Genomic DNA, 24,777 nt, shown 5'->3' with positions numbered 1-24,777 from the left:
GCCCGGCGGCGCAGGTACCGGATCTGGACACAAAGATGACAGGGGGCGTGCACAGATTTCGCCCAGGGCGTGCACAGGCCGTCGAGAAGTGCGCGAGTATGGCCGTGCACCCAACGACCGGATCATCGAGGAGCGATCGACCTGTGGAGTTCCTGTTGCTCGGCTCGCTGGCGGTACGGCGGTCGGGCACACTGCTCGAGCTCGGCGGACCGAGGCAGCGCGCGGTGCTCACCATGCTGTTGCTGCACGCGAACGAGGCGGTCAGCGTCGCACAGCTGACGGAGGCGGTCTGGGACTCACCGCCGGTGTCACCCGAGTCGAACCTGCGCACCTACGTCGCAGGGTTGCGCAAGGTGCTCGGGGACCGCTTGATCACCCGTCCCGGCCACGGCTACCAGCTGGTGGTCGAGCCCGGCGAGCTGGACCTCGACGCGTTCGACCAGCTCGTCCGCGACGGTGAGAACGCCCTGGCGGACAACGACACCGCAGCCGCGGCAGACCTCTTCGGACAGGCCCTCGCCAAGTGGCACGGCATCCCGACCGCCGAGCTGAACGCGGGGCCGCTGCTGCGCGCCGAGTTCACGCGGCTCCAGGAGCGCAGGCTCACGGCCGTCGAGAGGTACGCCAGGACGTCGATCGAGCTCGGCCGGTTCGACGACGTGATCGACCGGCTGCGGCGGGAGTCGGCGCTGCACCCGTTGCGCGAGGAGCTCTGGGCGCAGCTGATGGTGGCGCTCGACCGCTCCGGTCGTCGCGGCGAGGCGCTGGAGGCCTACGCGACGGCGCGCAGGCACGTGGTCGAGCAGGTCGGCGTCGAGCCGGGCGCGCGGTTGCGCCAGTTGCAGCAGGTGATCCTCGAAAGCCGGGTGCCCTCGCCCGCGGCTTTGAACGCGCACCGCCAGCTGCCCATGGACATCGCCGAGTTCACCGGCCGCGAGGCCGAGCTGCGGCGGCTGTGCGAGCCGGGTCCGCAGACCACGGTCGTGATCTCCGCGATCGAGGGCATGGCCGGGGTCGGCAAGACGAAGCTCGCGGTCAGGGCGGCACACCGGCTCGTTCAGCGTTACCCGGACGTGCAACTGTGGGCCGACTTGCACGGGTTCGACGCCGACGAGCTGCCCGCGGAGCCGTCCGCCGTGCTGGAGGGCTTCCTGCGCCTGCTCGGCGTGCCCGGCGCGCAGATCCCGGAGTCGCTCGAGGAACGCGCCGCGCTCTACCGCGACCGGCTGACGGGCAAGCGCGCGTTGGTGCTGCTGGACAACGCCGCCGGTGAGGACCAGGTGCGGCCGTTGCTGCCGGGCGGCCCCGGTTGCATGGTGCTGATCACCAGCCGCCGCACCCTGTTGCAGCTCGACGGCGTGAAGTCCGTCTTCCTCGACGTCTTCACGCCCGGCGAGGCGCTGGCACTGCTCTCCCGGATCGCCGGCGAGGACCGGGTGCAGGCGGACCGCGAGGCCGCGGAACGGATCGCGGAGCTGTGCGGGCACCTGCCGATCGCCGTGGCGCTGGCCGCCAAACGGCTCGCGCGCCGTCCACAGTGGACGACGCGGGACCTGGTGGCGCAGCTGGAGCGGGGAGGCGGTCTCGGTGTCCGGGGCGTGTTCGACCTCTCGTACCAGGCGTTGCCCGACCACCAGAGGCGTCTGTTTCGCCTCCTCGGACTCCACCCGGGAGAGGACGTCACCGCCGAGTCCGCCGCCGCCCTCGCCGGGCTGACCGCGCACGAGGCGGGCGACCTGCTGGAGACGTTGCTCGACGAACACCTGCTGCAGCAGCACACTCCCGGCCGTTACGGCCTGCACGACCTGCTGCGCGCGTACGCCGTCGAGCAGGTCACGGCCGCCGAACCGCCGCCCGCCCGCACGCTGGCCCGCCGCCGCGTGCTCGACTGGTACGTCCACACGTCCTGGCAGAGCGCGCAACGCCTGAACCCCCAGCGCAAGCTGGAGATCGCGCCGCCGGACCCGTCCGTGCACCCGCGCACGTTCGCCGACCGGGACGCCGCTCTGCTGTGGTGCGACACCGAACGGGCGAACCTGGTCGCCGCCGTGCGCGAGGCTGCCGAGCACGACCTGCCGGAGCACTCATGGAGCCTCGCCCAGTGCCTGTGGGACTTCTTCAACCTGCGCAAGCACTGGGCGGACTGGATCGACACGCACGGGATCGCCCTGGCCGCCGCCCGATCCGTCGGCGCCCGCGAGGCCGAGGGCAGGATGCTGATCACGCTCGGCATCGCGCTGCGCGAGGTCCGGCGGCACGACGAGGCGATCGAGCACGCGCAGCAGGCCATCGCGATCTTCCGCGCGCTCGGTGACAAGGCGCGGCAGGAACCGGCCCTCAACAACCTCGGCATCGCGTACATGGCGCAGGGCAGGGTCGACGACGCCCTGGCGTGCTACGAGCAGTCCGCCGAGATCGCCCGCGAGCTCGGCCACACCCACACGGAAGCGGTGCTGCTGAACAACATCGGCCTCCTGCACGCCGACGCGGGCCGGTTCGACGTGGCGCTGGCGCGGTACCTGCGGGCGCTGGAGATCCGGCAGGAGATCAAGGACCCGTACAGCGAGGCCATCCTGCTCAACAACATCGGTGAGGTGCACCGCGGCCTGCTCGACTTCCCGCAGGCCGTGTCGTACGTCGACCGGGCACTGGAGACGTTCCGGGCGATCGGCGACCTCTACGGGCAGGCGGAGTCGCTCGACAACCTCGGTCTGGCGCTGGACGGGCTCGGTGACCGGCGTGGTGCGGAGAAGTGCTGGCTCGAGTCGGTGGCGTTGTTCGAGGAACTGGGCGAGCCGAAGGCGGAGGAGGTCCGCGGGCGCCTGTAGCCCGTCAGATCTCCACCGCCTCCAGCAGCGCGTCGACCGTCGGCTCGATCGCCGCGGCCGCCCGCGCGTCCCGGAACCGGCGCTCGATGCCCAGGTCCCGGCGGAAGGCCGCGTCCCCGCACACCTTCATCGCGAGGTCCGTCACCGCCACGGCCGCCTCCGTCGCCGTGATCGCCAGCAGCCGGACGCGGTCGAGCGACCGTTCCGGGTGCCACGTTACGGCGGACAGCGTGTCGTTGTAGAGGACCCTGACCGCGTCGGTGCGCACCCGCATCCGCGCCAGGTCCGGGCGGGTGCGCGGGTCCGCGCCGCCGAGGTGGCCGATCGCGGCCGCCAGGGACCCTTCCATCAGTCCCAGCGAGACCGCCGCTCCCAGCACCATGAACCACGGGAACGCGAGTTCCTCCGCCCACAGCCGGTTCGACGCCGGCACCCGCACGGGATCGGCCTCCACGCACGTGGCGACGGTCCCCCGCAGGCCCATTCCGGCGTGGTCGGCCGGCACCAGCAGTCCCGGCGCCTCGGCCGGGACGAGCCACAGCGCCGGGCCGCACGACCAGACGTAGCTGTCGGCCTCGCCCGCCGCGATCACCCAGCTCTTGCGCGCCCGCACCTGCACCACGTCGCCGTGGGCCGACACCTCACCGGCCGAACCGAAGGCGGCCAGCGTCGACAGGTGCCGGCCCGCCGCGATCTCGGCGCGGAGCCGGTGCGGGCCCGAGCGGTCGAGCACGGCGGCCGCGGAGTAGTGCGAGCGGAGCACGGAAGCCGTGGCGCCGCAGACCCTGGCGACCTCCTCGACGACCCGTCCAGCCGACCGGACGTCCTGGCCTCCCCCGCCGACCGTGCGGGAGATCGTCATGCCGAGGAGCCCGCGCGCGCCCAGTGCGTTCAGGGCCGCGCGGGGGAACCTGGAGTGCTGGTCGACGTCGGCGGCGTTGGGCGCCACCACGTTCTGCACGACGCGGAGCAGGTCCGCCCGGTACGTCACGTGGGCGGGTAGAGCGAGTAGGAGGGGAAGTTGCCGTACGGGCGTTCACCGGGCGGGCCCTCGGTGACGGCGTGGACCAGCAGCGAGCCGCCCACGAACGCGCCGCGCCACGAGGCACCGCGACCGCCGAACACCTCGTCGCGGTCGCCCCGCGAGCGCGGCTTGTTGATCCCGACCTTGAACGCCTGCAGGTCCGCGCTCAGTCGTCGTGCCGTGGCCTCGTCGTCGCAGGCCAAGGACGCGACCAGGGCGCCGTTGGAGGCGTTCATCGCGGCCAGCAGCTCGGCCTCGGTGTCCACCAGGACGATCGTGTCGACCGGACCGAACGGCTCGGCGTGGTGCAGCACGGACGAGCGCGGCGGGTCGAGGATCGCGACCGGTGCCAGGTAGGCCGCGGTCTGCTGGCCCGGCAGGAACCGGCCCGACGCGGCCGTCCCCCGGTACAGCGGCACGCCGCCGGCCCTGATCGCCTCGTCCACGACGTCGCCGAGCTCCTTGGCCTTCGCGTCGTTGATCAACGGCCCGAAGTCGAGCTCCGGCAGGTCGTCGTCCGGTGAGGCGACGGCGAGCGGGTGCCCGAACGTCACCTCGCGCACCGCGGGCAGGTAGACGCTGAGGAACCTGTCGAACAGCGACCGCTGCACGACGTACCGCGGATAGGCCGTGCAGCGCTGCTTGCCGTAGTCGAACGCCTTGCGGATCTGCGTGCCGAGCACGTCCCAGGAGTCGGTCTCCCACACACCCCAGCAGTTCAGGCCCTCCTGCTCCAGGACGTGCCGGCGGTTCGAGTCGACCAGGCGCGTCGCGATGGAGCTGCCGACGTCACGACCGCCCACGAAGGACACACAACCGAGGAACGACGACCCGACCAGCACCGGCGCGAGCTCGCTCCCGCTCCCGGATACCAGCGTCAACGGCAGGCCCGACCGCACGGCGAGCGCGGTCGCGAGCGTCAGGCAGCTCACCCCGCCGTCCGTCGGTGCCTTGGCGATGACGGCGTTGCCCGCCAGCGCCTGCACCAGCATCGCGTGCATCAGCACGCTCATCGGGTAGTTCCACGAGGCGATGTTGCTGACCGGGCCGCTCAGCGGCGCCCGGCCGGCCAGCATCGGGTCGATCTCCTCGACGTACCAGCGCACGCCCTCGATGCAGCGGTCGACGTCGGCCGTCGCGAGCCGCCACGGCTTGCCGATCTCCCACACCAGCAGCAACGACAGCAGGTCGCGGTGCTCGGTGAGCGCGTCCAACGCCTCCGACACGCGGGCCTTGCGTTCCGCCAGGGGCACGTTGCCCCACTCGACGTGCTGGTCGACGGCCGCGACCACCGCCCTTCCCGCGACGTCGAAGTCGAGGAAGGGCGGACCCGCGGTGGTGGTGCCGTCGACCGGCGTGGTGGCGGGCACGGGTTCGCCGGAACGGCTCCACCCGCCGCCGAAGTGGTTGAGCAGCCGGTCCTCGTGGAACGCTTCGGGTGCGACCTGCACGCACCGCGCGTACACGTCGTCCCACGAGGTGCCGGGCTTGAGGATCAACGACATCTCCAGCGCCCTCCCGGTGTGCGTGATCAACGGTTCTGCACGTGCTGCCAGCCGAAACGGCCCTTGATGCAGAGGTTTCCGTGCGTGACGGTGCTCTCGTGCGGAGACGTGACCTTCACGATCTCGTTGTCCTGCACGTGCAGGGTGAGGTTGCACCCGACACCGCAGAACGTGCAGATGGTCGTGGTCCGCGTCTGGGCCTCTTCGTCCCAGGTGCCGTCCTCGCGCTTGTCGTGCTCGCGCTTGAAGCTCAACGCACCCGTCGGGCAGACCTCGATGCAGTTGCCGCAGTAGACGCAAGCGCTTTCGGGCAACGGCGCGGAGAACTCCGTGGAAATCCGCGAGTCGAAGCCGCGGCCGGCCACCGAGATCGCGAAGGTGTTCTGCCACTGGTCGCCGCAGGCGTCGACGCACTTGTAACACAGGATGCACTTGCTCAGATCGCGGACGTACAGCGGATTGTCCACTTTGGTCGGTTGCCGCACCGTGGCGGCGGTCTGCCCGTCCGGCTCCTCGTGCTCACCGGGATGGCGGTCGTCCCGGTCGGCCGACGGCGGTGCCGGCGGGCCGAAGCGGGAGGGGTCGGCGCCGCACGCCGACATCCACTCGTCCACGTGCGGCGTGGTGGAGAGGTCCGTGGCGGACCCGAGGAGTTCCAGTACGAGCTTGCGGCTGTGGTTCGTGCGCTCGGAGTCCGTCTTCACGACCATGCCCGGCTCGACCTTGCGCGAGCACGACGGCACGAGCGTGCGGGACCCCTCGACCTCGACCATGCAGACGCGGCAAGCGTTTGCGGGCTTCAGCGTGTCGCCGTAGCACAGCGTCGGGATGGATTTCCCTTGCGCTGTACAGGCGTCGAGGATCGTGGCGCCTTCCAGCACCCGCACCGGCTCGCCGTCCAGCGTCAGCTCGACCAGACGTTTCGGAAGGCCTATCTCGACGATCGTCATGACGCCGCCTCCTCTGCGTAGCCCAGGCGGTACAAGGCCGATTCGATGGCGTTCCAGGCCGTCTGACCCAGACCGCAGATGGACGAGTCGCGCATGACCTGCCCGACTTCCTTCAACAGCTGGAGGTCCTCGGCGCTGGTGGTCAACGGGCGCCTGCCCACCAACCGGGCCATCGCCTCCTCCTGCCGCACGGTGCCGATCCGGCACGGCACGCACTGCCCGCACGACTCGTCGCGGAAGAACGCGGCGATGCGCAACAGGAACGCGCCCAGGTCGGCGGTGTCGTCGAGCACGAGCACCACGCCGGAACCGAGCGTGGTGCCCGCCGCCCGCGCGTCCTCCAGGGTGAGCGGCAGGTCGAGCTCGTCCGGGCGGACGAACCCGCCTGCCGCCCCGCCGAGCAGTACCGCTCGCAGCTCCCGGCCTGGCGGCACGCCACCCGCCAGGTCGAGGAGTTCTCCGAGCGTGGTGCCGAACGGCACCTCGTACACGCCCGGACGACTGACGTTGCCCGACAGGCAGAAGAGCTTCGGCCCGGTCGAGCCCGAGGTGCCGACGCGGGTGTAGGCCTCGCACCCCTCCGTGAGGATCACCGGCACGTTGACCAGCGTCTCCACGTTGTTGACCACGGTCGGCTTGCCGAAGAGGCCCGACTCCACCGGGAAAGGCGGCTTGGAGCGCGGCTCACCGCGGAAGCCCTCGATGGAGTTGAAGATCGCCGTCTCCTCGCCGCAGATGTACGCGCCCGCGCCGCGGCGGATCTCGATGTCGAACGAGAACCCCTCGTGGCCCATGATGTTGTCGCCGAGGAAGTTCCGTTCACGAGCGCGGGCGATGGCGTTGCGCAGCAGGTGCAGGGCCCGCGGGTACTCGCCGCGCAGGTAGAGGTACCCGCGCGAGCACCCGGCCGCGAAGGCGGCGATCGTCATCGACTCGATCACCGCGAACGGGTCGCCCTCCATCAGCACCCGGTCCTTGAACGTGCCGGGCTCGCTCTCGTCCGCGTTGCAGACGAGGTAGTGCGGTCGAACGGGTTGGCGGGCGGTCGCGTCCCACTTGCGTCCTGTCGGGAACGCCGCACCGCCGCGGCCCACCAGCTTCGCGTCGGTGACCTCGCGTATCACCCCGGAGGGCCCCAGGTGCAGGGCCGTCCGCAACGCCGCGTAGCCGCCCGCCGCCCGGTAGTCGTCGAGCGACTCCGGGTCGACGACGCCAACCCGTTTCAGCAGCCGCAGGCCGGCCGCACCTGCCTGCGGCACCTCCGCGCGCCCACCGTCCACGTGGGAGGGACCAGCGGCCGCCACCGCGATCACCTCACCGGCGGTGGTGGGCGCCAGGAGCTGTTCCTTCGCCACCTCCCCCGCCTGGAACGCGAGCGCGGCCGGAGCCTTCTCGCACACCCCGAGGCACGGGCTGCGCAACCACCCGCTCCTCGCCCCAGCCGGACCGAGCTCGCTCGTCAGCCTGTCGCACAACGACTTCGCGCCGTTGACCTGGCAGGCCAGGTCGACGCACACGTGCACGACCTTTGCCGGCCGCTCGGACAACGAGAACAGCGAGTAGAAGCTCGCCACCCCGTACGCCTCGGCCGGCGGGACGTGCAGGACGCGGCAGATGTGGTTCAGCGCGCCCTGGCTGATCCAGCCGACCCTGTCGTTGACCGCGTGCAGGGCGGGCAGGAGCTGGTCCCGTCCCATGCCCGTGAACAGGTCCACGACGACGCGTTCGGCCTCGGACGGCTCGACGTCGAGCAGTTTGAGATCCACTCAGCCCACCTTCACAGGAAGCTTGTCGATGCGAATGGCCGCTGCCTTGTACTCCGCGGTACCGGCGATCGGGCACGTGGCCTCGATCGTCAGCACGTTGACGTCGATCTCGTCCGGGAAGTGGAACGTCATGAACACCAGGCCCGGCGTCAGTCCGTCGTCGATCCGCACCGGCGCCTGGATCTGCCCGCGCCGGCTGGTGATCGCCACCTCCTCGCCCGCCACGACCCCGAGCGCCTCGGCGTCCTGCGGGCACAGGTCGAGCGTCTCCCCGACGCGCAGCGGCGACTCGAAGCCGTGGGACTGCACCCCGGTGTTGTAGGAGTCGAGCCGCCGCCCGGTGGTGAGCCGGAACGGGAACTCCTCCGTCAGCTCGTCGACGGGCGGGCTGTGCGGCACCGGCGAGAACGTCGCGGGCATGCCGCGCTTGACCGGGTCCTCCTCCCACAGCCGCCCGTGCAGGAAGCTGGGTTCGAGGGAGTCCTCGCTCGGGCACGGCCACTGGATGCCGCCGAGCGCCTCCAGCCGCTCGTAGGTCATCCCGGTGTGGATCGGCGACAGGGCGCGCAGCTCGTCCCACACGTCCTGACCGGTCTTGTGCTGCCAGTCCGCACCGAGCCGCGTCGCGATCTCGCCCATGATCTCGATGTCGTCCCGCGCGCCCTCCGGTGGCGTCAGGGCCTTGCGGACCCGCTGGACCCGGCGCTCGCTGTTGGTGAACGTGCCGTCGGTCTCGCACCAGGCCGCCGCCGCGGGCAGCACGACGTGCGCGAGCTGCGCGGTCTTGGTGAGGAAGATGTCCTGCACCACGACGTGGTCCAAGTTGGACAGTCGTTTTATCGTGTGCTCGCAGTCGGCTTCGGACTGCACCGGGTTCTCGCCGATGATGTACACGGTGGTCATGTCACCGCGTTCCATCGCCTCGAGCATCTGGGTGAGGTTCCAGCCCTTGGCCGCCTTGAAGTTCGAGCCCCACGCGTCGTTGAACTTCTTGGCGACGCCCGGATCGGTGATGTCCTGGAACCCGGGCAGCCGGTCGGGGATGGCGCCCATGTCGCCGCCGCCCTGCACGTTGTTCTGCCCGCGCAACGGGTTCAGCCCCGCCCCGTACCGCCCGACCTGCCCGGTGAGCAGCGCCAGGTTGATGAGGCTCAGCACGTTGTCGGTGCCGTTGTGGTGCTCGGTGATGCCGAGCGTCCAGCTCAGCTGCCCCCGGTCGGCCTTGGCGTAGGCGTGCGCGAGCTCGCGGATCAGCTCGGCCGGAACCCCGGTCTCCAGCTCCGCCACCGGCAACGTCCACGGCTCGACGGCCTTGACGAACTCGCTGAAGCCCTCGGTCGCCCGCTCGACGAACGACATGTTCGTCAGGTTCGACGCGATGATCTCCCGCGCGATGGCGTGCGCCAGCGGGATGTCCGTGCCGACGTTGAGCCGCAACCACCGGTGCGCCCACTTGCCGGTACTCGTCAGCCGCGGGTCGACCACGTATAGCTTCGCGCCCTTGTTGACGGCCTTCAGCACGTGCTGGAAGAAGATCGGGTGCGCCTCCCGCGCGTTCGACCCCCACAGGACGATCAGATCGGCGTCCTCGATCTCCTGGTAGGAGGAGGTGCCGCCACCGCTGCCGAACACCTTGGCCAGCCCGGCCACGCTCGGCGCATGACACGTGCGGTTGCAGCTGTCGACGTTGTTCGTCCCGATCACGGCCCTGGTGAACTTCTGGGCCATGTAGTTCATCTCGTTGGTGGCCCGCGCACAGGAGAACATGCCGAACGCGTCCGGCCCCCCGGCGGCCACGTTCCTGCGGAAGCCCTCCGCGGCCTTGTCCAGCGCCTCGTCCCAGCTCGCCGGCCGCAGGACTCCGGCGTCGCGGACCAGCGGCTGGGTCAGCCGCACGTAGGGCTCGGTCTTCCTCCGCCTGCTCATGGTCTGCACCTCCTGTTGTCCATACTGTATGCAATCTTCGGTATGCGCTAGCCCCAGATGCGGTTCTGTTGCGCATTGGCCCGAGATCGCCCCAGCGGGTCAGGGCTGCGTGATGATCACTTCCACCGAGCGGAGAGTGGCCTCGCGGACGGCCTGGTTGTGCGCCGCGTCCGGCAGCGCCCGCGCGATCGTGACCGCTCCGACGATGGCGGCGACGACGGCCCACGCCCGGCGTTTCCGCTCGTCGGAGCCCCCTGGCATGGCAGGGGCGAGCAGCGCCACCAGCCGGGAGATCCGCAGCTGGTAGACCGCGCGAACCGGCTCGCCCGCCCTGGCGACGTCCGCGGTCAGCGCCGGCATCACGCACCCGTCGGCGACGGCCCCGACGTGCTCGTCGCCCAGGTAGGAGTAGAGGAACTCGACGAGCAGGCGCCGCCGCTCCCCCGCCTCGACGCCGTCGAGGATCCCGAACTCCGCGCCGACCTGCTCGCGGATCACCTGCTCCAGAACGGCTTCCTTGCTCCCGAAGTGGGAGTAGATCGCACCGGAGGTGACCCCGGCCGCGGCGGCGAGGCCGTCCACGCCGACGCCGTGGAAGCCCTTCTCCTTCATCCGGCGTGCCGCGGCGGCCAGGATCGCGGCCCTGGCCTGCTCCTTGTGGTCCTTCGCGTACCGCACGCCGAACTCCCGACTTGACTTCCGCTGGGTCCATGATCATACGATAACGATCGTTACATAGCGATCGTTATCGTATGCATTCGCGAGGGAACCACGTCTGCAAACACCGCTGTCACGCGCACCGTCGGACGTCGACGGCACCCCGTTCGCCTACCGCGAGGTCGGCCTCACCGGAGGGGTCCCGCTGGTGTTGCTGCACCACTTCACGGCGGCGCTCGACGACTGGGACCCCGCCGTGGTCGACGGCCTGGCCGAACGGCACCGCGTCGTCCTGGTCGACCTGCGCGGCGTGGGCGGCTCGGGCGGCACCACCCCGGGCACCGTGGAGGTGATGGCGGAGGACCTCGCCGCGTTCGTGCGCGCGCTGGGCTTTGACGAGGTCGACCTGCTCGGCGTGTCGATGGGCGGCATGATCGCCCAGGTCCTCGCCCAGCGGGAGCCCGCCCTGGTGCGGCGGATGATCCTCGCAGGCACCTCACCCGCCGGCGACGAGGGACCGGCCAACGCGCTGGCGTTGCTGCAGAACGCGCTCCAGCGGTCGGCCGCCGAGGGCAAGCACCCGAAGCACGTGCTGTTCTTCTCCCCCACCGCCACGAGCCAGCACGCCGACGACGCGTTCCTCGCGCGGTTGAGCGAGCGGACTCAGGACCGTGACGTCGAAGTCAGCGACGAGACCGTCGGCGCTCAGGCGACGGCGCTGGCGAACTGGGAGCCGAGGAGCTCGCCTGAGGGCCTCGCGAGCGTCCGCCAGCCGGTGCTGGTCGTCAACGGGGACAACGACGTCATGACCCCGACGATCAGCTCGTTCAACCTCGTGCGGTACCTGCCGAACGCCCAGTTGAGCATCTACCCGGACGCCGGGCACGGCGCGTTGTTCCAGCACCACGAGCTGTTCGTCGAGCAGGCGCTGGAGTTCCTCAACGCCTGAGGCCGCGCGGTACGCGGCGATCGTCGAGCAGTGCGAACGCGTCCGACACCTCGCACAGGAACGCGGTGTCGGCGTCCAGGTCCGGTGCTCCCGCACCGGGCTCCACCCTGGCGGGCGCCGCGCCCCGCGCCCTGATGGCGGCGGCGACCACCGCGGCCTCGACCTCTGCCGGGCTCGCCGCCCTGCTCCGCGCGGCGTCCGCGACGTCGGCGTCGCGGCACGGCTGGAGGTCGAGCAGGCCGTCGCGGATCTCGATCACGCGCCGGTACAGGCGCATCCGCATGTTCCACCAGCCGACGTGCGGGTTGAGCGCGATCCGGGGATCCGCGTCGGCCAACGCCGTCCAGAGCGGTTCGAGCCGGGAGTACTGCCGGTACCGCCGAAGCCAGGCCGCCACGGCGGGGACGGCGGCACCGGCGAGGACGACGACGTGGGCGGCGTTGGGCAGCACCGCGCTCATCCAGAAGCTCCACCCCAGCAGGTAGTCGAACTCGAAGCGGCTCGACGCGATGCGCACGACCCTGTTCACCAGGTACACCAGTGCCATCGCCGCGCCGGTCACGATCAGGCGCAGCCCGAGCCGCAGCGTCCGGTCGGACGTCGTGCGGGAGTAGCGCAAGCCGAGCCGGATCACGTTGCCGAACGCGGGCGCGAGCGTGAGCAGATACGCCACCCAGTACTCGAAGACCCACCGCGCCTGCGGAAGCAGGCTCGGTTCCAGCGCGAAGAACAGGCACATCACCCCGAACATCCCCGCCGTCCACCACGTGCTCCACCGGCTGCGCCGCAAGCCGTTGAGGTGAGCGAGGAGGTCGTGCGCCGACCACGCGACGAGCACCATTCCCGCGTGTCCGAGCAATCGGGCCAGGGTGCTCGCCCCGGTCAGGTGCCCCACCGCAACCTGACCGGCCGGGGTGAGAACCGTCAGCGACACGGCGAGCCCGAGGAACAGCCGCCGGATCGCGTCCTGGCCGTCGCGCCAGCTGAACACCATCAGCCACGCGACGGCGGGCGGCGAGTACCGCAGCAGGAGCTCACCCATGGAAGCCGTCGAACGCGGCGCGGAGGCGGTCGGCCAGCGTGGTTCCGGTGTGCACGCGCTGGCGGATCAGGGTCGCGAGCATCTCCGCTTCGCGTTCCTCCTCCGTGGAGTACCCGGCACGGCCGAGCACGCGCCGGACGAGCGCGGGATCGAGGCTGGGCAGCAGCAGCTCCGCCAACTCGGCGAGGGTCGCCGACGCCGGGTAGTGGTCGCACAGCACGTGGCCCAGCTCGTGCAGCACGATGTGCTCCTGGTGGAACGGCGCGGTCTCCTCCTCGAAGAAGATCATGTCCGCGGCGTCGGTGGCGATCCAGAGACCGCAGACACCGGTGAGCCCGGCGACGGGCACGAGGTGGATCGGACGGCCTCGGCGTTCGGCGATGCGGTCCGCGAACGACCTCACGTCGAACGGGACCGGGACGTCCAGGCCGCGCAGGAGCCTGCGCAGCCTCCGGGCGCTCACCTCGAGCCGTCCTCCCGGGGCAGGCCTTCGAGCTCTCTCACCCGCTCGACCATGTCGGCGATGGTGGCGAGGCTCTTGTCGGACAGTCCCCTGGCCCGCAGGGCGAGCTGACGCACGGGCGCGTCCCTCAGCGCGTTGAGCAACGTGAGCTCCGCGTCGATGCGCGCCGCCTCATCGGCGTCGAAGAAGTACGCGGGCGGCACGCCGAAGAAGCTCGCCAACGCCTCGACGTGACGCTTCGTCGGGTTGTCCCGCACGCCCTTGCGCAGCTGCCACAGGTAGGTGGCGGAGATCGTCGGACCGCCCTTGGCCCTGATCGCCTCGGCGACCTCCTCGAAGGTGTACTCACCGCCGTCGTCAGCACGCACGGTGCGGAACAGGTGGTCGACCCGCGCCGCAAGCATCCCCTCGTCCTCTGCCATGGCGACATGCTAGCGATCGTCTCATGAACTGAGGTGCAGGGAATGGAGCTTTCGTCTACACGCCAGTTGACAGCTGCTGGACATCTCAGTTTACTTCTCTTGGCACCCCATGAACTGGGGCAAATGGAGGGGGAATCCATGCTGAGAAGGACGCTTGCCGCCGTCAGTACGGCCGCACTGTTGTTCACCACGCTCTTCGCCGGTTCCGCAGGGGCGGCGGACACCTCGGAGACAGTGGTCGAGGCCGTGCCGATCACGAGCACGGAAGCGCTGGCGCCGGCCGACACCGTGTCGGGCCAGGCGATCTCGACCTTGCCGTTCGACTTCGACTTCCAGATGTGCTGCACGCTGGACTCGCGCCAATTCAAGCCGCCGGGCAGGGGGAACGCCGGCAAGGCCTGCGTGGAGCTGTGGGGCATCAAGAGCGACGACCCCAGCTGGAAGAGCAAGAACCTCAAGGTGCTCATGTGGGACGAGGACGGCATCGACGGCAAGAAGGGGCCCACGGTGAACTTCAAGCTCGATGTGCCCCGCAAGTACTGCTGGACGAGCCTCACCGTGGCCCATCCACACCACTTCGAGATCCAGAAGCCGTGGGGACCGGCCCAGCTGTGGGGCGCCGGTAAGGCCACCGGCAGCTGATCTGGGGGGTGAACGGGGTCGGCGGGGGGATCGCCGGCCCCGTTCACCGTTGCGGGACACCTCCCGCCACAGCGGCTCAGGACACCAGCGACGTGCGCGAGAGCAGGTCGATCGCCGCGTAGACGTGCCGCAACGTCGGCGCCGGCACCCGCGTCAACTCGGCGATCTCCACCACAGCGCCGATGATCGCGTCGATCTCCAGCCTCTTGCCGGCCTCCAGGTCCTGCAGCATCGACGTCTTGTGGTGCCCGACGCGGCGGGCGCCGTCGATGCGCTTGTCGATGGAGATCCGGGGATCGCACCCCGCCGCCCGCGCGATGGTCAGGGTCTCCGCCATCATCTGGGCGACGAGGTCGCGGCTGTCGTCGTGGTCGCAGATCTCCGCCATCGTCGCGCGGGTCAGCGCGCTCAGCGGGTTGAACGCCACGTTGCCCATGAGCTTGATCCAGATGTCCTCGCGGACGTCCTTCTCCACCGGGCACTTCAACCCGCCCGCGATCATCGCCTCGCTCAGCGCCACGCACCGCGCCGAGATGCTGCGATCGGGTTCGCCGATGGAGAACCGCGTGCCCTCCAGGTGCCGGATCACGCCGGGCGACTCGATCTCGGTCGAGCAGTAGACGACGCAGCCGACGGCCCGTTCCACGGGCAGCACGGCGGTGACGGACCCGCCGGGGTCCACGGCCTCGATCCGCTGTCCTTCGAGGGGATGTCCCGTCATGCCGTGGAAGTACCACCACGGGATCCCGTTCTGCGCCGCGATGACGGCGGTGTCCGGCCCCATCAGCGGCGCCAGCAGGTCCGCCGACGTCGCGTACGAGTACGCCTTCAGGCCGAGGAAGACGTAGTCGACCTCTCCCACCTCGGCGGGATCGGAGGTCACGTGTGGACGCGCGGTGAAGTCACCCCGAGGGCTCAGCACCCGCACGCCGTGCTCGCGCATGGCCGCGAGATGGGCCCCGCGCGCGATCAGATGTACTTCCACGCCCGCACGATGCAACGCCGCACCGACGTAGGCACCGATCGCTCCGGCTCCGAGAACAGCGATCTTCATAGCTCGCCCCGCTCTGCCACGTTCCCTGGCAAGATTGCATACAGTATACGGACAACACGCCCAGTGAGGTAGAAGTGCTTTTTGCATACTAAAAGCTGTATTCTGCCGGACATGACCTCTTTACCCAGTGGCCGCCGGGCGCCCCGCGGCTCGCTCAGCGCCGCGGCGACCCGCCGGGTCGAACGCCCCGCTCCGCTGCGACAGGCCGTCTACGACGCCTTGCTCGAGCTCATCGTCAACCGCACCCTCGCCCCCGGCCAGCACCTGGTCGAGGCCGAGCTGGCCGAGTACCTCGGCGTGAGCAGGCAGCCGGTGCGCGAGGCGTTGCAGCGCCTGCAGACCGACGGCTGGGTCGACCTGCGGCCCGCCCAGGGCGCCTTCGTGCACACCCCGACCGAGGAGGAGGCCGACCAGCTGCTCGCCGTGCGCAGCGTGCTGGAGACCTACTCCGCCAAGCTCGCGGCGGAACACGCCACCCCCGCCGACGTGAAGCTTCTCAGGAAGCTGCAGAAGGCCGGCGAGGAGGCCCTCGCGTCCGCGAACGTCGACCGCCTGGTCAAGGCGAACGCCGACCTGCACGCGGCCGTCGCGGCGATCGGCCGCAACAAGGTCCTGTCCGAGATGATCGGCCTGGTCGACCGGCGGGTGCGCTGGTACTACACCCCGATCGCGCGCCCGCGCAGCCGCGACTCGTGGAACGAGCACGCCGAACTGGTCGCGGCCATCGCCGACGGCGACGTCGAGCGGGCCGGCGAGGTCATGCACGACCACGCCGAGCAGACCCGCCAGACGTACCACGACCGCAAGACGCCCGAAAGCTCCACCGAGAGCGACTGATCCCTCACCCTCAGATCACCCAATCCGGTCATTTGGCACCTTACGGGTGATCCGCGACACGATGGCGACGGATTGCATACAAAACGCAGTATGCTGAATCGCGTCAGGGACGGGGTCGACGAGGACCCTTCAGAGGACTCCCGCTGGGCACCCGAGAAGTGGGTAGCCGGTGGAGACGACCCCGGCCGCAGCCCTGGCCTTCCCGCGCCGCAGCGCCTGCGTGGCCGCTGCGCGCGTCGGGAGCCACCATCGAGGTTGAGAGAAGGAAAGCCATGTCCCGCTTCAAGGACTTCGCGCGCTCGCTGACCCAGCCGCGTGAGGGTTTCTCCGCAGACGGCCGCGCGCTGGGCCTCGGGCTGTCCACCGCGCTGACGGAACAGCGCAAGGACGCCGAGGCCCAGGCGGCCGTGGCCAGGACGCTCCGCCCCGGGTTCGAGGGCAGGGACGCCGAAGGCCACACGATTCACGGCTGAGAGTCCTTCACCGGAGCGTCTTCTCCGCTCCTGCGCGCACTCTCGGCGTCCTCCAGCGCGGACTCGGCGGCCCGCCTGGAGGTGTGCAGGCTCCAGACCGTCGTGACGGCGAGCGTCGCGACGATGACCCCGAGGGACACCACGATCGGGATCTCCGGAGCCCACGGGACACCGTGGTGGTGCATCGCCTCGAAGATGAGCTTGAACCCGATGAAGGCGAGCACCACCGCGAGGCCCTTGCTCAGGTGCACCAGGCGGTCGAGGAGACCGCCCACCAGGAAGAAGAGCTGGCGCAGGCCCATCAACGCGAACGCGTTGGCGGTCAGCACCAGGTACGGCTCCTTGGTGAGCCCGAAGATCGCCGGGATCGAGTCGACGGCGAACAACAGGTCGGTGGTGCCGACGGCGACCATGACGATCAGCATCGGCGTCACGACCCGCTTGCCGCCGACGCGCGCGGTCAACGAGGCACCGTGGTAGACGTTCGTCGCCGGCAGGAACCTCTTCACCGCACGGAGTGCGGCGTTCTCCGGGACGTCGGCCTCCTCGGTCTCGTCCTGCTTCAGCAGCTTCCACGCGGTGAAGATGAGGAAGGCGCCGAAGAAGTAGAACAGCCAGTCGAACCTGGCGATCGCCTGCGCTCCGGCGGCGATGAACACCGCTCGCAGCAACAGGGCGAGGACGATGCCGACGATGAGCACCTTCTGCCGGTACTCGCGCGGCACCGCGAACCTGGCCATGATGATCACGAACACGAACAGGTTGTCGACGCTCAGCGAGTACTCGGTGATCCAGCCGGCGAAGAACTCACCGCCGTGCGAGGGCCCGGCGAACACCGTGACGCCGAGTCCGAACAGGACGGCCAGGCCGACGTAGAACAGCACCCAGCTCAGGGATTCGCGGAACGACGGCTCGTGCGGTTTGCGGACGACCAGGTAGAAGTCGAAGGCGATGACGGCGGCGATCCCGCCCATCGTCGCGACCCACACCCAGACGGGTAGATCCAGCATCCTTGGCTCCTTCGGCGGAAGGGGAGGTCAGCGGGAGGCGGTGGCCCGCACGCGCAGCCGCAGCGCGATGCGTTCGTGCAGCCACAGGAAACCGATGGCCCAGCCGAGGCTCACGATCCCTTGGTAGGCGAGGAATCCCGCGAGGTCCGCGGGCACCCGGAACTGACCGGTGAGCGCGAGGCCCAGGGTGATCTCGTGGACCAGCCTGGCCAGTGGGAACGCCACGAGCCAGAACAGGGCCACCGGGGCGAACCGCCCGGCGGGCAGCCGGCCCGCCGCCACGAGCAGGCTGAAGACACCACCGAACGCGCCCAGCGGCAGGCCGAGCGCCACGGTCGTGACCAGTGCCCACCCGAGCGGCTGGCCGACGAGCGCGGCCAGCCCTCCCGCGATGAGCCCCGCGGCCAGCCCGACGAACGCGCCGGGCACGGCCTCCTTGCGCAGTCCGTCGCGGATCGGCGTCATCAGCCCACCACCACGCCGAACTTGAAGAGGCTGAAGAACAGCATGCCCAGGTAGAACACCGCGCCGAAGCCGATGATCAGGTTCGTGACCAGCTTGGGGCGGATGGGTTCGGGCAGCATCCGGTTGTTCACCAGCAGGAGCACCACGCAGTAGGCGCCCATGGCGAAGGTCGACAGGAACGCGAGCACGTCGAGGATCGCGCCCGGCCCGTCGGCGGGTCCGAAGAGCAGGATCAGGATGCCGAAGGTGATGACACCCCAGAGGAATCCCGCGTAGAGGTGCGACATGCGGAACCTCTTCGCGCCGGGCACGAAGTGGTACGTCATGTCCGCCTGACCGCGGGAGAACGAGTCGAACAGGCCCAGCGTGGCGTTGAGGCCGATCAGCGCGATGAACCCGAGGAACACCCCGCCGAGCACCGGACCGCCGGCCGACGCGAACGCGTCCGACATGGCGTTCAGGGCGGCCTCGCGTTCACCGGACTCGATGAGCGCCTTGACGTCCGGGCTCGTGCGGCTGGCCGACTGCGCGAGGACCGTGAAGGAGACCGTGACGAGCATCGTGATGCCCCAGAAGAGGAGCAGCGCGTCGAACGTGACCCAGCGCCGCCAGCCCTTCCACTTCGCGAGCTCCGCCTTGTCGTCGGTGTCGAACATGAAGCCCCGGCTGGGCATCTTCTCCTCTTCGCCCGCGTGCCGCAGCCCGCGGACCTTGGGGATGTGCGCGCCCATGCCGGCGCCGCTGTCGCGCAGGTGCAGCGTGTACCACATCTGCTGCATGCCGGACGGGCCGGCGAACGCGATCGAGCCGACGATGATCGGGAACCACTCCGGCGACATCGCCTGCGCCGGGAAGTACCCGAACTGGAACATGCCGGTCACCGTGCTGGTCAGGTCGCCCCACGTGCCGACCATCGCCGCCACCACCGCGGTGCTGACGACGAGCAGTCCGATGAGGATGGACAGCAGGTTCTCGAGCAGGTTGTAGATGACCTTGGCCAGGCTGAACAGCACCCCGACCAGGATCAGGCCCACGCAGGCCGACACCGTCCAGGGTATGCCGGTGATCTTCTCCAGTGCCGCCGCCCCGGCCGAGAGGTGCCCCGGCCAGATGTAGACGAGGACCGCCACGACGAAGAAGAACCACATGATCGGTTTGAACACGCGTGCGGCGCCGAAGAAGATGCTCTCCCCCGTCGCCATCGCGTACCGCGCCATCTCGAGCATGACGACGGCCTGCAACGTCACGCCGATGAGGAAGAGCCACCTGATGTCCGGCCCGAAGACCAGGACCAGGCGGGGCCACATGTACGACTCGCCCATGCCCACGCCGAGAGCCACCAGGAACACCGTGGGACCGAGCAGGTGGATCGACGGTGGTGCGTCGGGGAGTTTCCTGATGGGCATCGCTTCCAGCCTGCCCGCGGGCCAGACGCGCTCCTTCTCAGGAGGCGAACTGGTTTCCGTCCGGGCTGCCAGATTTGGATCATCCACGGTTAACAACCTCCAGAGGACCGGCTGTCTTCGTTGACCTCCCTGGCGGGTTCGCGACCGTGGGCGTGTCATGGTCGCGGACGGGCCATCCTTCTCCTTGCACGCCGCTGGGCGGTTTCCGTTGACTGTGCACGGAAACCGCCTGCGACTCAGCTACAGCAACCCGGCGGCACGGGCCCACCGGTACTTGGCACCCAGTACTGCGACAGGCTTCTCCGTTGTGTACGGATATGCAACCACTCCGTGCCGGTACAGGTACTCGCTCGCTTCCTCGACCTGCACGTCGCCCGCAAGGGAGGCGACGACCGGTTTGTGGATTCCGTTCGCCCGGTACTCCTCCACGACGTCGACCACGAGCTCCGCGAACACCATCGGTGGCGTGACGATGGTGTGCCAGTAGCCCAGGATCAGCGAGTGGATGCGTTCGTCGGCGAGACCGAGCGCGATGGTGTTCCGGTACGTCGAGGGCGGTTCCCCGCCGGTGATGTCGACCGGGTTGCCCGCCGCGCCGAAGGGCGGGATGAACTTCCGGAACGCCGCGTCCAGGTCGTCCGGGATGCTCATGAGCGTCAACCCGTTGTCCACGCAGGCGTCCGAGAGCAGCACTCCCGAACCGCCGGCACCGGTGATGATGACGACGTTCTCGCCCTTCGGCGTGGCCAGCAACGGGATTCCGCGCGCGTACTCCAGCAGGTCGTTCAGGCCGGGAGCGCGGATCACACCGCTCTGCCTCAGGATGTCGTCGTAGACCCGGTCGTTGCCCGCGAGCGCGCCGGTGTGCGAGCTCGCGGCCTTGGCGCCCTGGTCCGTTCGTCCCGCCTTGAGCACCACGACCGGTTTCTTCACCGAGACCCGTTTCGCCGTCTCCGCGAAGGAACGGCCGTCCTTCAGGTCCTCCAGGTGCATCGCGACGAGCTGGGTGTTCGGGTCGGACTCGAAGAACGTCAGCAGGTCGTCCTCGTCGATGTCGGCCTTGTTGCCCACACCGACGATGGACGAGACACCCATGCCCGCGGACCGGCTGAACCCGAGGATCGCCATGCCGATTCCGCCGCTTTGCGACGTGAGCGCGACTCCACCCTTGACGTCGTACGGCGTGCAGAACGTCGCACTCAGGTTCTCGGGCGTGTAGTAGTAGCCGTAGATGTTCGGGCCGAGGATGCGGACGCCGTGCTTGCGCGCGATCGCCACGATCTCGTTCTGCAGCTCGACGTTGCCCGTCTCGCCGAAGCCGGACGGGATCATGATCGCGCCGCCGACGCCCTTCTTGCCGACCTCTTCCAGCGCCGCCGGCACGAACTTGGCGGGGATGGCGAACACGGCCACGTCGACGTCTCCCGGGACGTCGGCGATGCTGGCGAACGCCTTGCGGTCGAGGATCTCGTCCGCCTTGGGGTTGATCGGGTAGATCTCGCCCTGGAAGCCGCCGCCCACGAGGTTCTTCATCACCGAGTTGCCGATCTTGCCCTCTTCGTTCGAGGCACCGATCACGGCGACGGCGGACGGCTTCATGATCCGGTTCATCGAGGCGAGGATCTCGTCCTGCGTGAACCGGGCCGGTTCCTCGGCCGCGTCCTCGTCCACGAGTATGCGGACGTCCACCGCGGTGGCCCCCTGTGGCGTCGCCAGCACGGGGTTGAGGTCGACCTCGGCGAGCTGCGGGAAGTCCGTGACGAGGTCCGACACGCGGTGGATCAGGTCGGCGAGCTTGCCCGCGTCGACACCCTGCGCACCGCGGACGCCCTTGAGGATCTCGGCCGCCGCGATGCCTTCGACCATCGAGAGCGCCTCGTTCGCGCTGGTCGGCGCCAGCCGGAACGTGACGTCCTTGAGCACCTCGACCAGCACGCCACCGAGGCCGAACGCGACGATCTTGCCGAACGTCTCGTCGGTGGTGGCGCCCACGATGACCTCGTGGACGTCGATGTCGGTCGGCAGCTGCTGCTGGACCTGGACGCCGGTGATCTCGGCGTCCGCCTTGTGGTTCTTCGCGTTGTGGATGATCGTGCGGTAGCCCTCGGCGACCTCGGAGGCGTTCCTGAGGCCAACCAGGACCCCACCGGCCTCGGTCTTGTGCAGGATGTCCGGTGAGACGATCTTGAGCACGACCGGGTAGCCGATCTCCTCGGCGAACGCGACCGCGCCCTCCGACGACTTCGCCAGCGCCTCGGCCGGGGTCGCGATCCCGTAGGCGTCGCAGACCCTCTTGCCCTCCGGCGCGGTGAGCGACGACCGCCCCTCGGCGCGCACCTTCGCGAGCACGTTCTCGACCGCGGCGCGGTCGTAGCCGTTGTCCGGCATGGGTTTCTTCTCCCTAAAGGATTAGATGACGCCGGCGGCGCGCAGCCCGGCCAGGCGGTCCGCGCTGTAGCCGAGAGCTCCGAGAACCTCGTCGTTGTGCTCACCGAGCAGCGGCGGCCGTTGCACCTCGACCACCGAGTCGGAGAGCTTCAGGGGGTTGCCGACCGTCTTGAACGTGCCGCGCTCGGGGTGCTCGACCTCGACCACGGTGCCCAGCTGCGCCAGCGTCTCGTCCTCGATGATCTCCTTGGTGGACAGGATGGGTCCGCACGGGATGTTGTGGGCGTTGAGCTTGTCCATCACCTCCCACTTGGTGTGCTTCTCCGTCCACTCCTCGATCAGCGCGAACGCCTTGTCCAGCTTGGAGAGCCGGACCTCGGGCGTGGCCCAGGCCGGGTCCTCGGCGAGCTCCGGCCTGCCGATCAGCTCGGTCAGCGGGGCCCAGCCGACGGGCTGGATGATCACGTAGATGTAGTCGTTGGGGCCGCCGGGGGCACAGCGCACCGCCCAGCCGGGCTGGCCACCACCGGATGCGTTGCCGGAACGGGGAACCTCGTCCCCGAACTGCTCGTTCGGGTACTCCCCCAGCGGCCCGCGGGTGAGGCGTTGCTGGTCGCGCAGCTTCACCCGGCACAGGTTCAGGACGGCGTCCTGCATCGCCACCTGGACGCGCTGCCCGCGCCCGGTGTTCGTCCGTTGGTACAGCGCGGCCAGGATCGCGGCCACCAGGTGGATGCCGGTGCCCGAGTCGCCGATCTGCGCGCCCGTGGCGAGCGGCGGGCCGTCCTCGAACCCGGTGGTGCTCATCGAGCCGCCCATCGCCTGCGCGATCACCTCGTACGCCTTGAAGTCGGCGTAGCGGCCGGGGCCGAAGCCCTTGATGGACGCGTAGACCAGGCGCGGGTTCAGCTCGTGCAGCTTCTCCCACGGGTAGCCGAAGCGCTCGACGACGCCGGGGCCGAAGTTCTCGACGAGGACGTCGACGTCGGCGATGAGCTTCTCGAAGACCTCTTTGCCTTCAGGGGCCTTCATGTTGAGGGTGATGCTCCGCTTGTTGCAGTTGAGCATCGTGAAGTAGAGACTGTCCACATCGGGCAGATCGCGCAGCTGGCCGCGCGTGATGTCGCCCTTGCCGGGCGTCTCCAGCTTGATGACGTCCGCGCCCAGCCAGGCGAGCAGCTGGGTCGACGACGGTCCGGACTGCACGTGCGTCATGTCGAGGACCTTGACGCCCTCCAACGCTTTGGCCATGTCATCTCACCTACTTGTACATCGTCTGGTTCATGGTTCCGGGCGCGTACACGTCGGGGTCGATCCACACGTTGATCAGCGAGGGCTTGCCGGACTCGCGGGCGCGCCGCAGCGCCGGCCCGATGTCCTTCGGGTCGCGCACCTCCTCGCCGTAACCGCCGAGCATCTTGGCGAACTGGTCGTACTTCACGTCGCCCAGCGTGTTGCCGACGCGTTCGCGCTCCAGCCCGTACTTGGCCGCCTGGCCGTAGCGGATCTGGTTCATCGACGAGTTGTTGCCGACGATGCCGACGAACGGCAGGTCGTAGCGCACGAGCGTCTCGAAGTCCCAGCCGGTGAGGCTGAAGGCGCCGTCGCCGAACAGGGCCACGACCTCCTTGTCCGGCCTCGCGAGTTTCGCCGCGAGCACGAACGGGATGCCGACGCCGAGCGTCCCGAGTGGACCGGGGTCCATCCAGTGGCCGGGTGACTTGGGCTGCACGACCTGGCCGGAGAACGTGACGACGTCGCCGCCGTCGCCGATGTAGATGGAGTCCTCGGTGAGGAAGTCGTTGATCTCGCTGACCAGCCGGTACGGGTGGATCGGCATGTCCTCGGAGCGCAGGTGCTCCAGGCGCTTCTGCCGGGCCTTCTCCTCGACCGCCTGCAGCTCCTCCAGCCACACCTTGCGGCCCATGGCGCCGTTGTCCTCGCGGCCCGACGCGGCCTGCGTGACGGCGGACAGGACCAGGTCGGCGTCACCGACGATGCCGAGGTCGACGTCGCGGTTCTTGCCGACGGTGCGGTAGTCGAGGTCGATCTGCACGACGGTCGCGTTCGCGGAGAGCCTGCGGCCGTAGCCCATCCGGAAGTCGAACGGGGTTCCGACGATCACGATGACGTCGGCGTTGTCGAAGGCGTAGCGGCGCGAGAGCTGGAAGTGGTGGGGGTCGCCGGGCGGGAGGGTGCCGCGGCCCGCGCCGTTCATGTAGGCGGGGATGTTGAGCGTGCGGACGAGCTCGATCGCCGAGTCCGTGGCCCGCGTCGTCCAGACCTGGCTGCCCAGCAGGATCGCGGGCTTCTTGGCGTTCACCAGCAGGTCGGCGAGCTTCTCGACGTCCGCCGGGTCGCCGAGGGCGCGCGTGGAGGCGCGGTAGTGGCCCGCCTCCGGTACTCGTGCCTGGGACACGGGCACCTTGGCGTCGAGGACGTCGCGCGGGATCTCGAGGAACGACGGGCCGGGCGCGCCGGCGTTCGCCTCGCGGAACGCCATCGACACCATGTCCGCGATGCGGGCGGTGTGCGGGACGTTCGCCGCGAACTTCGTGATCGGCGTCATCATGTCGACGTGCGGGAGGTCCTGCAGTGAGCCCATCTTGTGCTGGCTCAGCGCACCCTGGCCGCCGATGAGCAGCATCGGGCTCTCCGCGCGGAACGCGTTGGCGACACCGGTGACGGCGTCGGTGGTGCCGGGACCCGCCGTGACGACGGCGCAGCCGGGCCTGCCGGTGATGCGGGCGTACCCGTCGGCCGCGTGCGCCGCGACCTGCTCGTGCCGGACGTCGATGACGGCGATGCCCTCGTCCACGCAGCCGTCGTAGATGTCGATGATGTGCCCGCCGCACAGCGTGAAGATGGTGTCGACGCCCTCGGCCTTGAGCGCCTTCGCCACCAGGTGGCCACCAGAGATGGTCTCAGGAATCGACTCCGGCTCCGCGGAACTCGTCATCGGCGATCAGC

General features: G+C 69.6%; 21 protein-coding genes. 5 read left to right on the top strand and 16 right to left on the bottom strand.

The window, feature by feature from the left end; genetic code table 11:
- The first annotated feature begins 143 nt into the window (after positions 1-143).
- Positions 144-2,828 carry an AfsR/SARP family transcriptional regulator gene (locus tag BMY74_RS24580; RefSeq protein WP_177229902.1) on the top strand — a complete coding sequence of 895 codons (2,685 nt, stop codon included), beginning with the start codon at positions 144-146 and terminating at the stop codon, positions 2,826-2,828.
- Positions 2,829-2,832: 4 nt separating this feature from the next.
- On the opposite strand, the gene BMY74_RS24575 is transcribed toward BMY74_RS24580, so the two are convergent.
- From BMY74_RS24575 to BMY74_RS24550, 6 genes are all read right to left on the bottom strand, one after another.
- Entirely contained in the window at positions 2,833-3,819 is a 987-nt protein-coding gene (locus BMY74_RS24575) for an acyl-CoA dehydrogenase family protein (protein WP_089919973.1), read from the bottom strand.
- The gene (locus BMY74_RS24570) at positions 3,816-5,387 is read right to left on the bottom strand and encodes an aldehyde dehydrogenase family protein (RefSeq protein ID WP_245786332.1); all 1,572 of its coding nucleotides are present in this window, start codon (positions 5,385-5,387) and stop codon (positions 3,816-3,818) included. Before BMY74_RS24570 ends, BMY74_RS24575 begins: the two co-directional genes overlap by 4 nt.
- Positions 5,384-6,307 carry a 2Fe-2S iron-sulfur cluster-binding protein gene (locus BMY74_RS24565; protein WP_089919971.1) on the bottom strand — a complete coding sequence of 308 codons (924 nt, stop codon included), beginning with the start codon at positions 6,305-6,307 and terminating at the stop codon, positions 5,384-5,386. The genes BMY74_RS24570 and BMY74_RS24565 overlap by 4 nt, the downstream gene beginning before the upstream one ends.
- Complete coding sequence (locus BMY74_RS24560; protein WP_089919969.1) at positions 6,304-8,073, bottom strand: NAD(P)H-dependent oxidoreductase subunit E; 1,770 nt, start codon at positions 8,071-8,073, stop codon at positions 6,304-6,306. Before BMY74_RS24560 ends, BMY74_RS24565 begins: the two co-directional genes overlap by 4 nt.
- The gene (locus BMY74_RS24555) at positions 8,074-9,999 is read right to left on the bottom strand and encodes a molybdopterin oxidoreductase family protein (protein WP_089920270.1); all 1,926 of its coding nucleotides are present in this window, start codon (positions 9,997-9,999) and stop codon (positions 8,074-8,076) included.
- Positions 10,000-10,098: 99 nt separating this feature from the next.
- Positions 10,099-10,677: a TetR/AcrR family transcriptional regulator gene (locus BMY74_RS24550; protein ID WP_089919967.1), complete on the bottom strand. Its 579-nt coding sequence runs from the start codon at positions 10,675-10,677 to the stop codon at positions 10,099-10,101.
- Between the two features lie 187 nt (positions 10,678-10,864).
- Here BMY74_RS24550 and BMY74_RS24545 point away from each other — a divergent pair, with 187 nt between their 5' ends.
- Positions 10,865-11,605: an alpha/beta fold hydrolase gene (locus BMY74_RS24545; protein WP_218159720.1), complete on the top strand. Its 741-nt coding sequence runs from the start codon at positions 10,865-10,867 to the stop codon at positions 11,603-11,605.
- On the opposite strand, the gene BMY74_RS24540 is transcribed toward BMY74_RS24545, so the two are convergent.
- The 3 genes from BMY74_RS24540 to BMY74_RS24530 are packed head-to-tail and all read right to left on the bottom strand — an operon-like array spanning position 11,595 to position 13,532.
- On the bottom strand, positions 11,595-12,647 hold the full coding sequence (locus tag BMY74_RS24540) for an MAB_1171c family putative transporter (RefSeq protein ID WP_089919962.1): 1,053 nt from the start codon (positions 12,645-12,647) through the stop codon (positions 11,595-11,597). The genes BMY74_RS24545 and BMY74_RS24540 overlap by 11 nt on opposite strands.
- The gene (locus tag BMY74_RS24535; protein ID WP_089919960.1) at positions 12,640-13,110 is read right to left on the bottom strand and encodes a hypothetical protein; all 471 of its coding nucleotides are present in this window, start codon (positions 13,108-13,110) and stop codon (positions 12,640-12,642) included. Before BMY74_RS24535 ends, BMY74_RS24540 begins: the two co-directional genes overlap by 8 nt.
- Complete coding sequence (locus BMY74_RS24530; RefSeq protein WP_089919958.1) at positions 13,107-13,532, bottom strand: helix-turn-helix domain-containing protein; 426 nt, start codon at positions 13,530-13,532, stop codon at positions 13,107-13,109. The genes BMY74_RS24535 and BMY74_RS24530 overlap by 4 nt, the downstream gene beginning before the upstream one ends.
- A gap of 138 nt (positions 13,533-13,670) precedes the next feature.
- On the opposite strand from BMY74_RS24530, the gene BMY74_RS24525 reads away from it, so the two are divergent.
- Complete coding sequence (locus tag BMY74_RS24525; protein ID WP_143091692.1) at positions 13,671-14,174, top strand: hypothetical protein; 504 nt, start codon at positions 13,671-13,673, stop codon at positions 14,172-14,174.
- Positions 14,175-14,250: 76 nt separating this feature from the next.
- Here BMY74_RS24525 and BMY74_RS24520 read toward each other — a convergent pair whose 3' ends face one another.
- Positions 14,251-15,228, bottom strand: coding sequence for a 2-dehydropantoate 2-reductase (locus BMY74_RS24520; RefSeq protein WP_089919954.1), 978 nt, complete (start codon positions 15,226-15,228; stop codon positions 14,251-14,253).
- Between the two features lie 111 nt (positions 15,229-15,339).
- Between BMY74_RS24520 and BMY74_RS24515 the strand changes: the two genes are divergently transcribed.
- Positions 15,340-16,065: a GntR family transcriptional regulator gene (locus tag BMY74_RS24515; RefSeq protein ID WP_089919952.1), complete on the top strand. Its 726-nt coding sequence runs from the start codon at positions 15,340-15,342 to the stop codon at positions 16,063-16,065.
- Between the two features lie 272 nt (positions 16,066-16,337).
- On the top strand, positions 16,338-16,538 hold the full coding sequence (locus BMY74_RS24510; RefSeq protein WP_089919951.1) for a hypothetical protein: 201 nt from the start codon (positions 16,338-16,340) through the stop codon (positions 16,536-16,538).
- Here the strand turns inward: BMY74_RS24510 and BMY74_RS24505 are convergent.
- The 6 genes from BMY74_RS24505 to BMY74_RS24480 all read right to left on the bottom strand — a co-directional run bounded on the left by BMY74_RS24505 (position 16,529) and on the right by BMY74_RS24480 (position 24,766).
- Positions 16,529-17,545, bottom strand: a complete 1,017-nt coding sequence (locus tag BMY74_RS24505; RefSeq protein ID WP_218159738.1) for a TerC family protein — start codon at positions 17,543-17,545, stop codon at positions 16,529-16,531. The genes BMY74_RS24510 and BMY74_RS24505 overlap by 10 nt on opposite strands.
- Positions 17,546-17,575: 30 nt before the next feature.
- Positions 17,576-18,013: a hypothetical protein gene (locus tag BMY74_RS24500; protein ID WP_089919947.1), complete on the bottom strand. Its 438-nt coding sequence runs from the start codon at positions 18,011-18,013 to the stop codon at positions 17,576-17,578.
- Positions 18,013-19,419, bottom strand: a complete 1,407-nt coding sequence (locus BMY74_RS24495) for an Nramp family divalent metal transporter (protein WP_245786331.1) — start codon at positions 19,417-19,419, stop codon at positions 18,013-18,015. The genes BMY74_RS24500 and BMY74_RS24495 overlap by 1 nt, the downstream gene beginning before the upstream one ends.
- Positions 19,420-19,659: 240 nt before the next feature.
- The gene (locus BMY74_RS24490) at positions 19,660-21,807 is read right to left on the bottom strand and encodes an acetate--CoA ligase family protein (RefSeq protein ID WP_089919943.1); all 2,148 of its coding nucleotides are present in this window, start codon (positions 21,805-21,807) and stop codon (positions 19,660-19,662) included.
- A gap of 21 nt (positions 21,808-21,828) precedes the next feature.
- Positions 21,829-23,058: a formyl-CoA transferase gene (gene frc, locus BMY74_RS24485; RefSeq protein WP_089919942.1), complete on the bottom strand. Its 1,230-nt coding sequence runs from the start codon at positions 23,056-23,058 to the stop codon at positions 21,829-21,831.
- Between the two features lie 10 nt (positions 23,059-23,068).
- Positions 23,069-24,766: a thiamine pyrophosphate-binding protein gene (locus BMY74_RS24480; protein WP_089919939.1), complete on the bottom strand. Its 1,698-nt coding sequence runs from the start codon at positions 24,764-24,766 to the stop codon at positions 23,069-23,071.
- Between the last annotated feature and the right edge of the window lie 11 nt (positions 24,767-24,777).

The sequence above is a fragment of the Lentzea albida genome (genome assembly GCF_900111005.1).
In the GTDB taxonomy this organism is placed as follows: Bacteria; Actinomycetota; Actinomycetes; order Mycobacteriales; family Pseudonocardiaceae; genus Lentzea; species Lentzea albida.
This window is presented reverse-complemented; position numbering and strand designations above follow the sequence as displayed.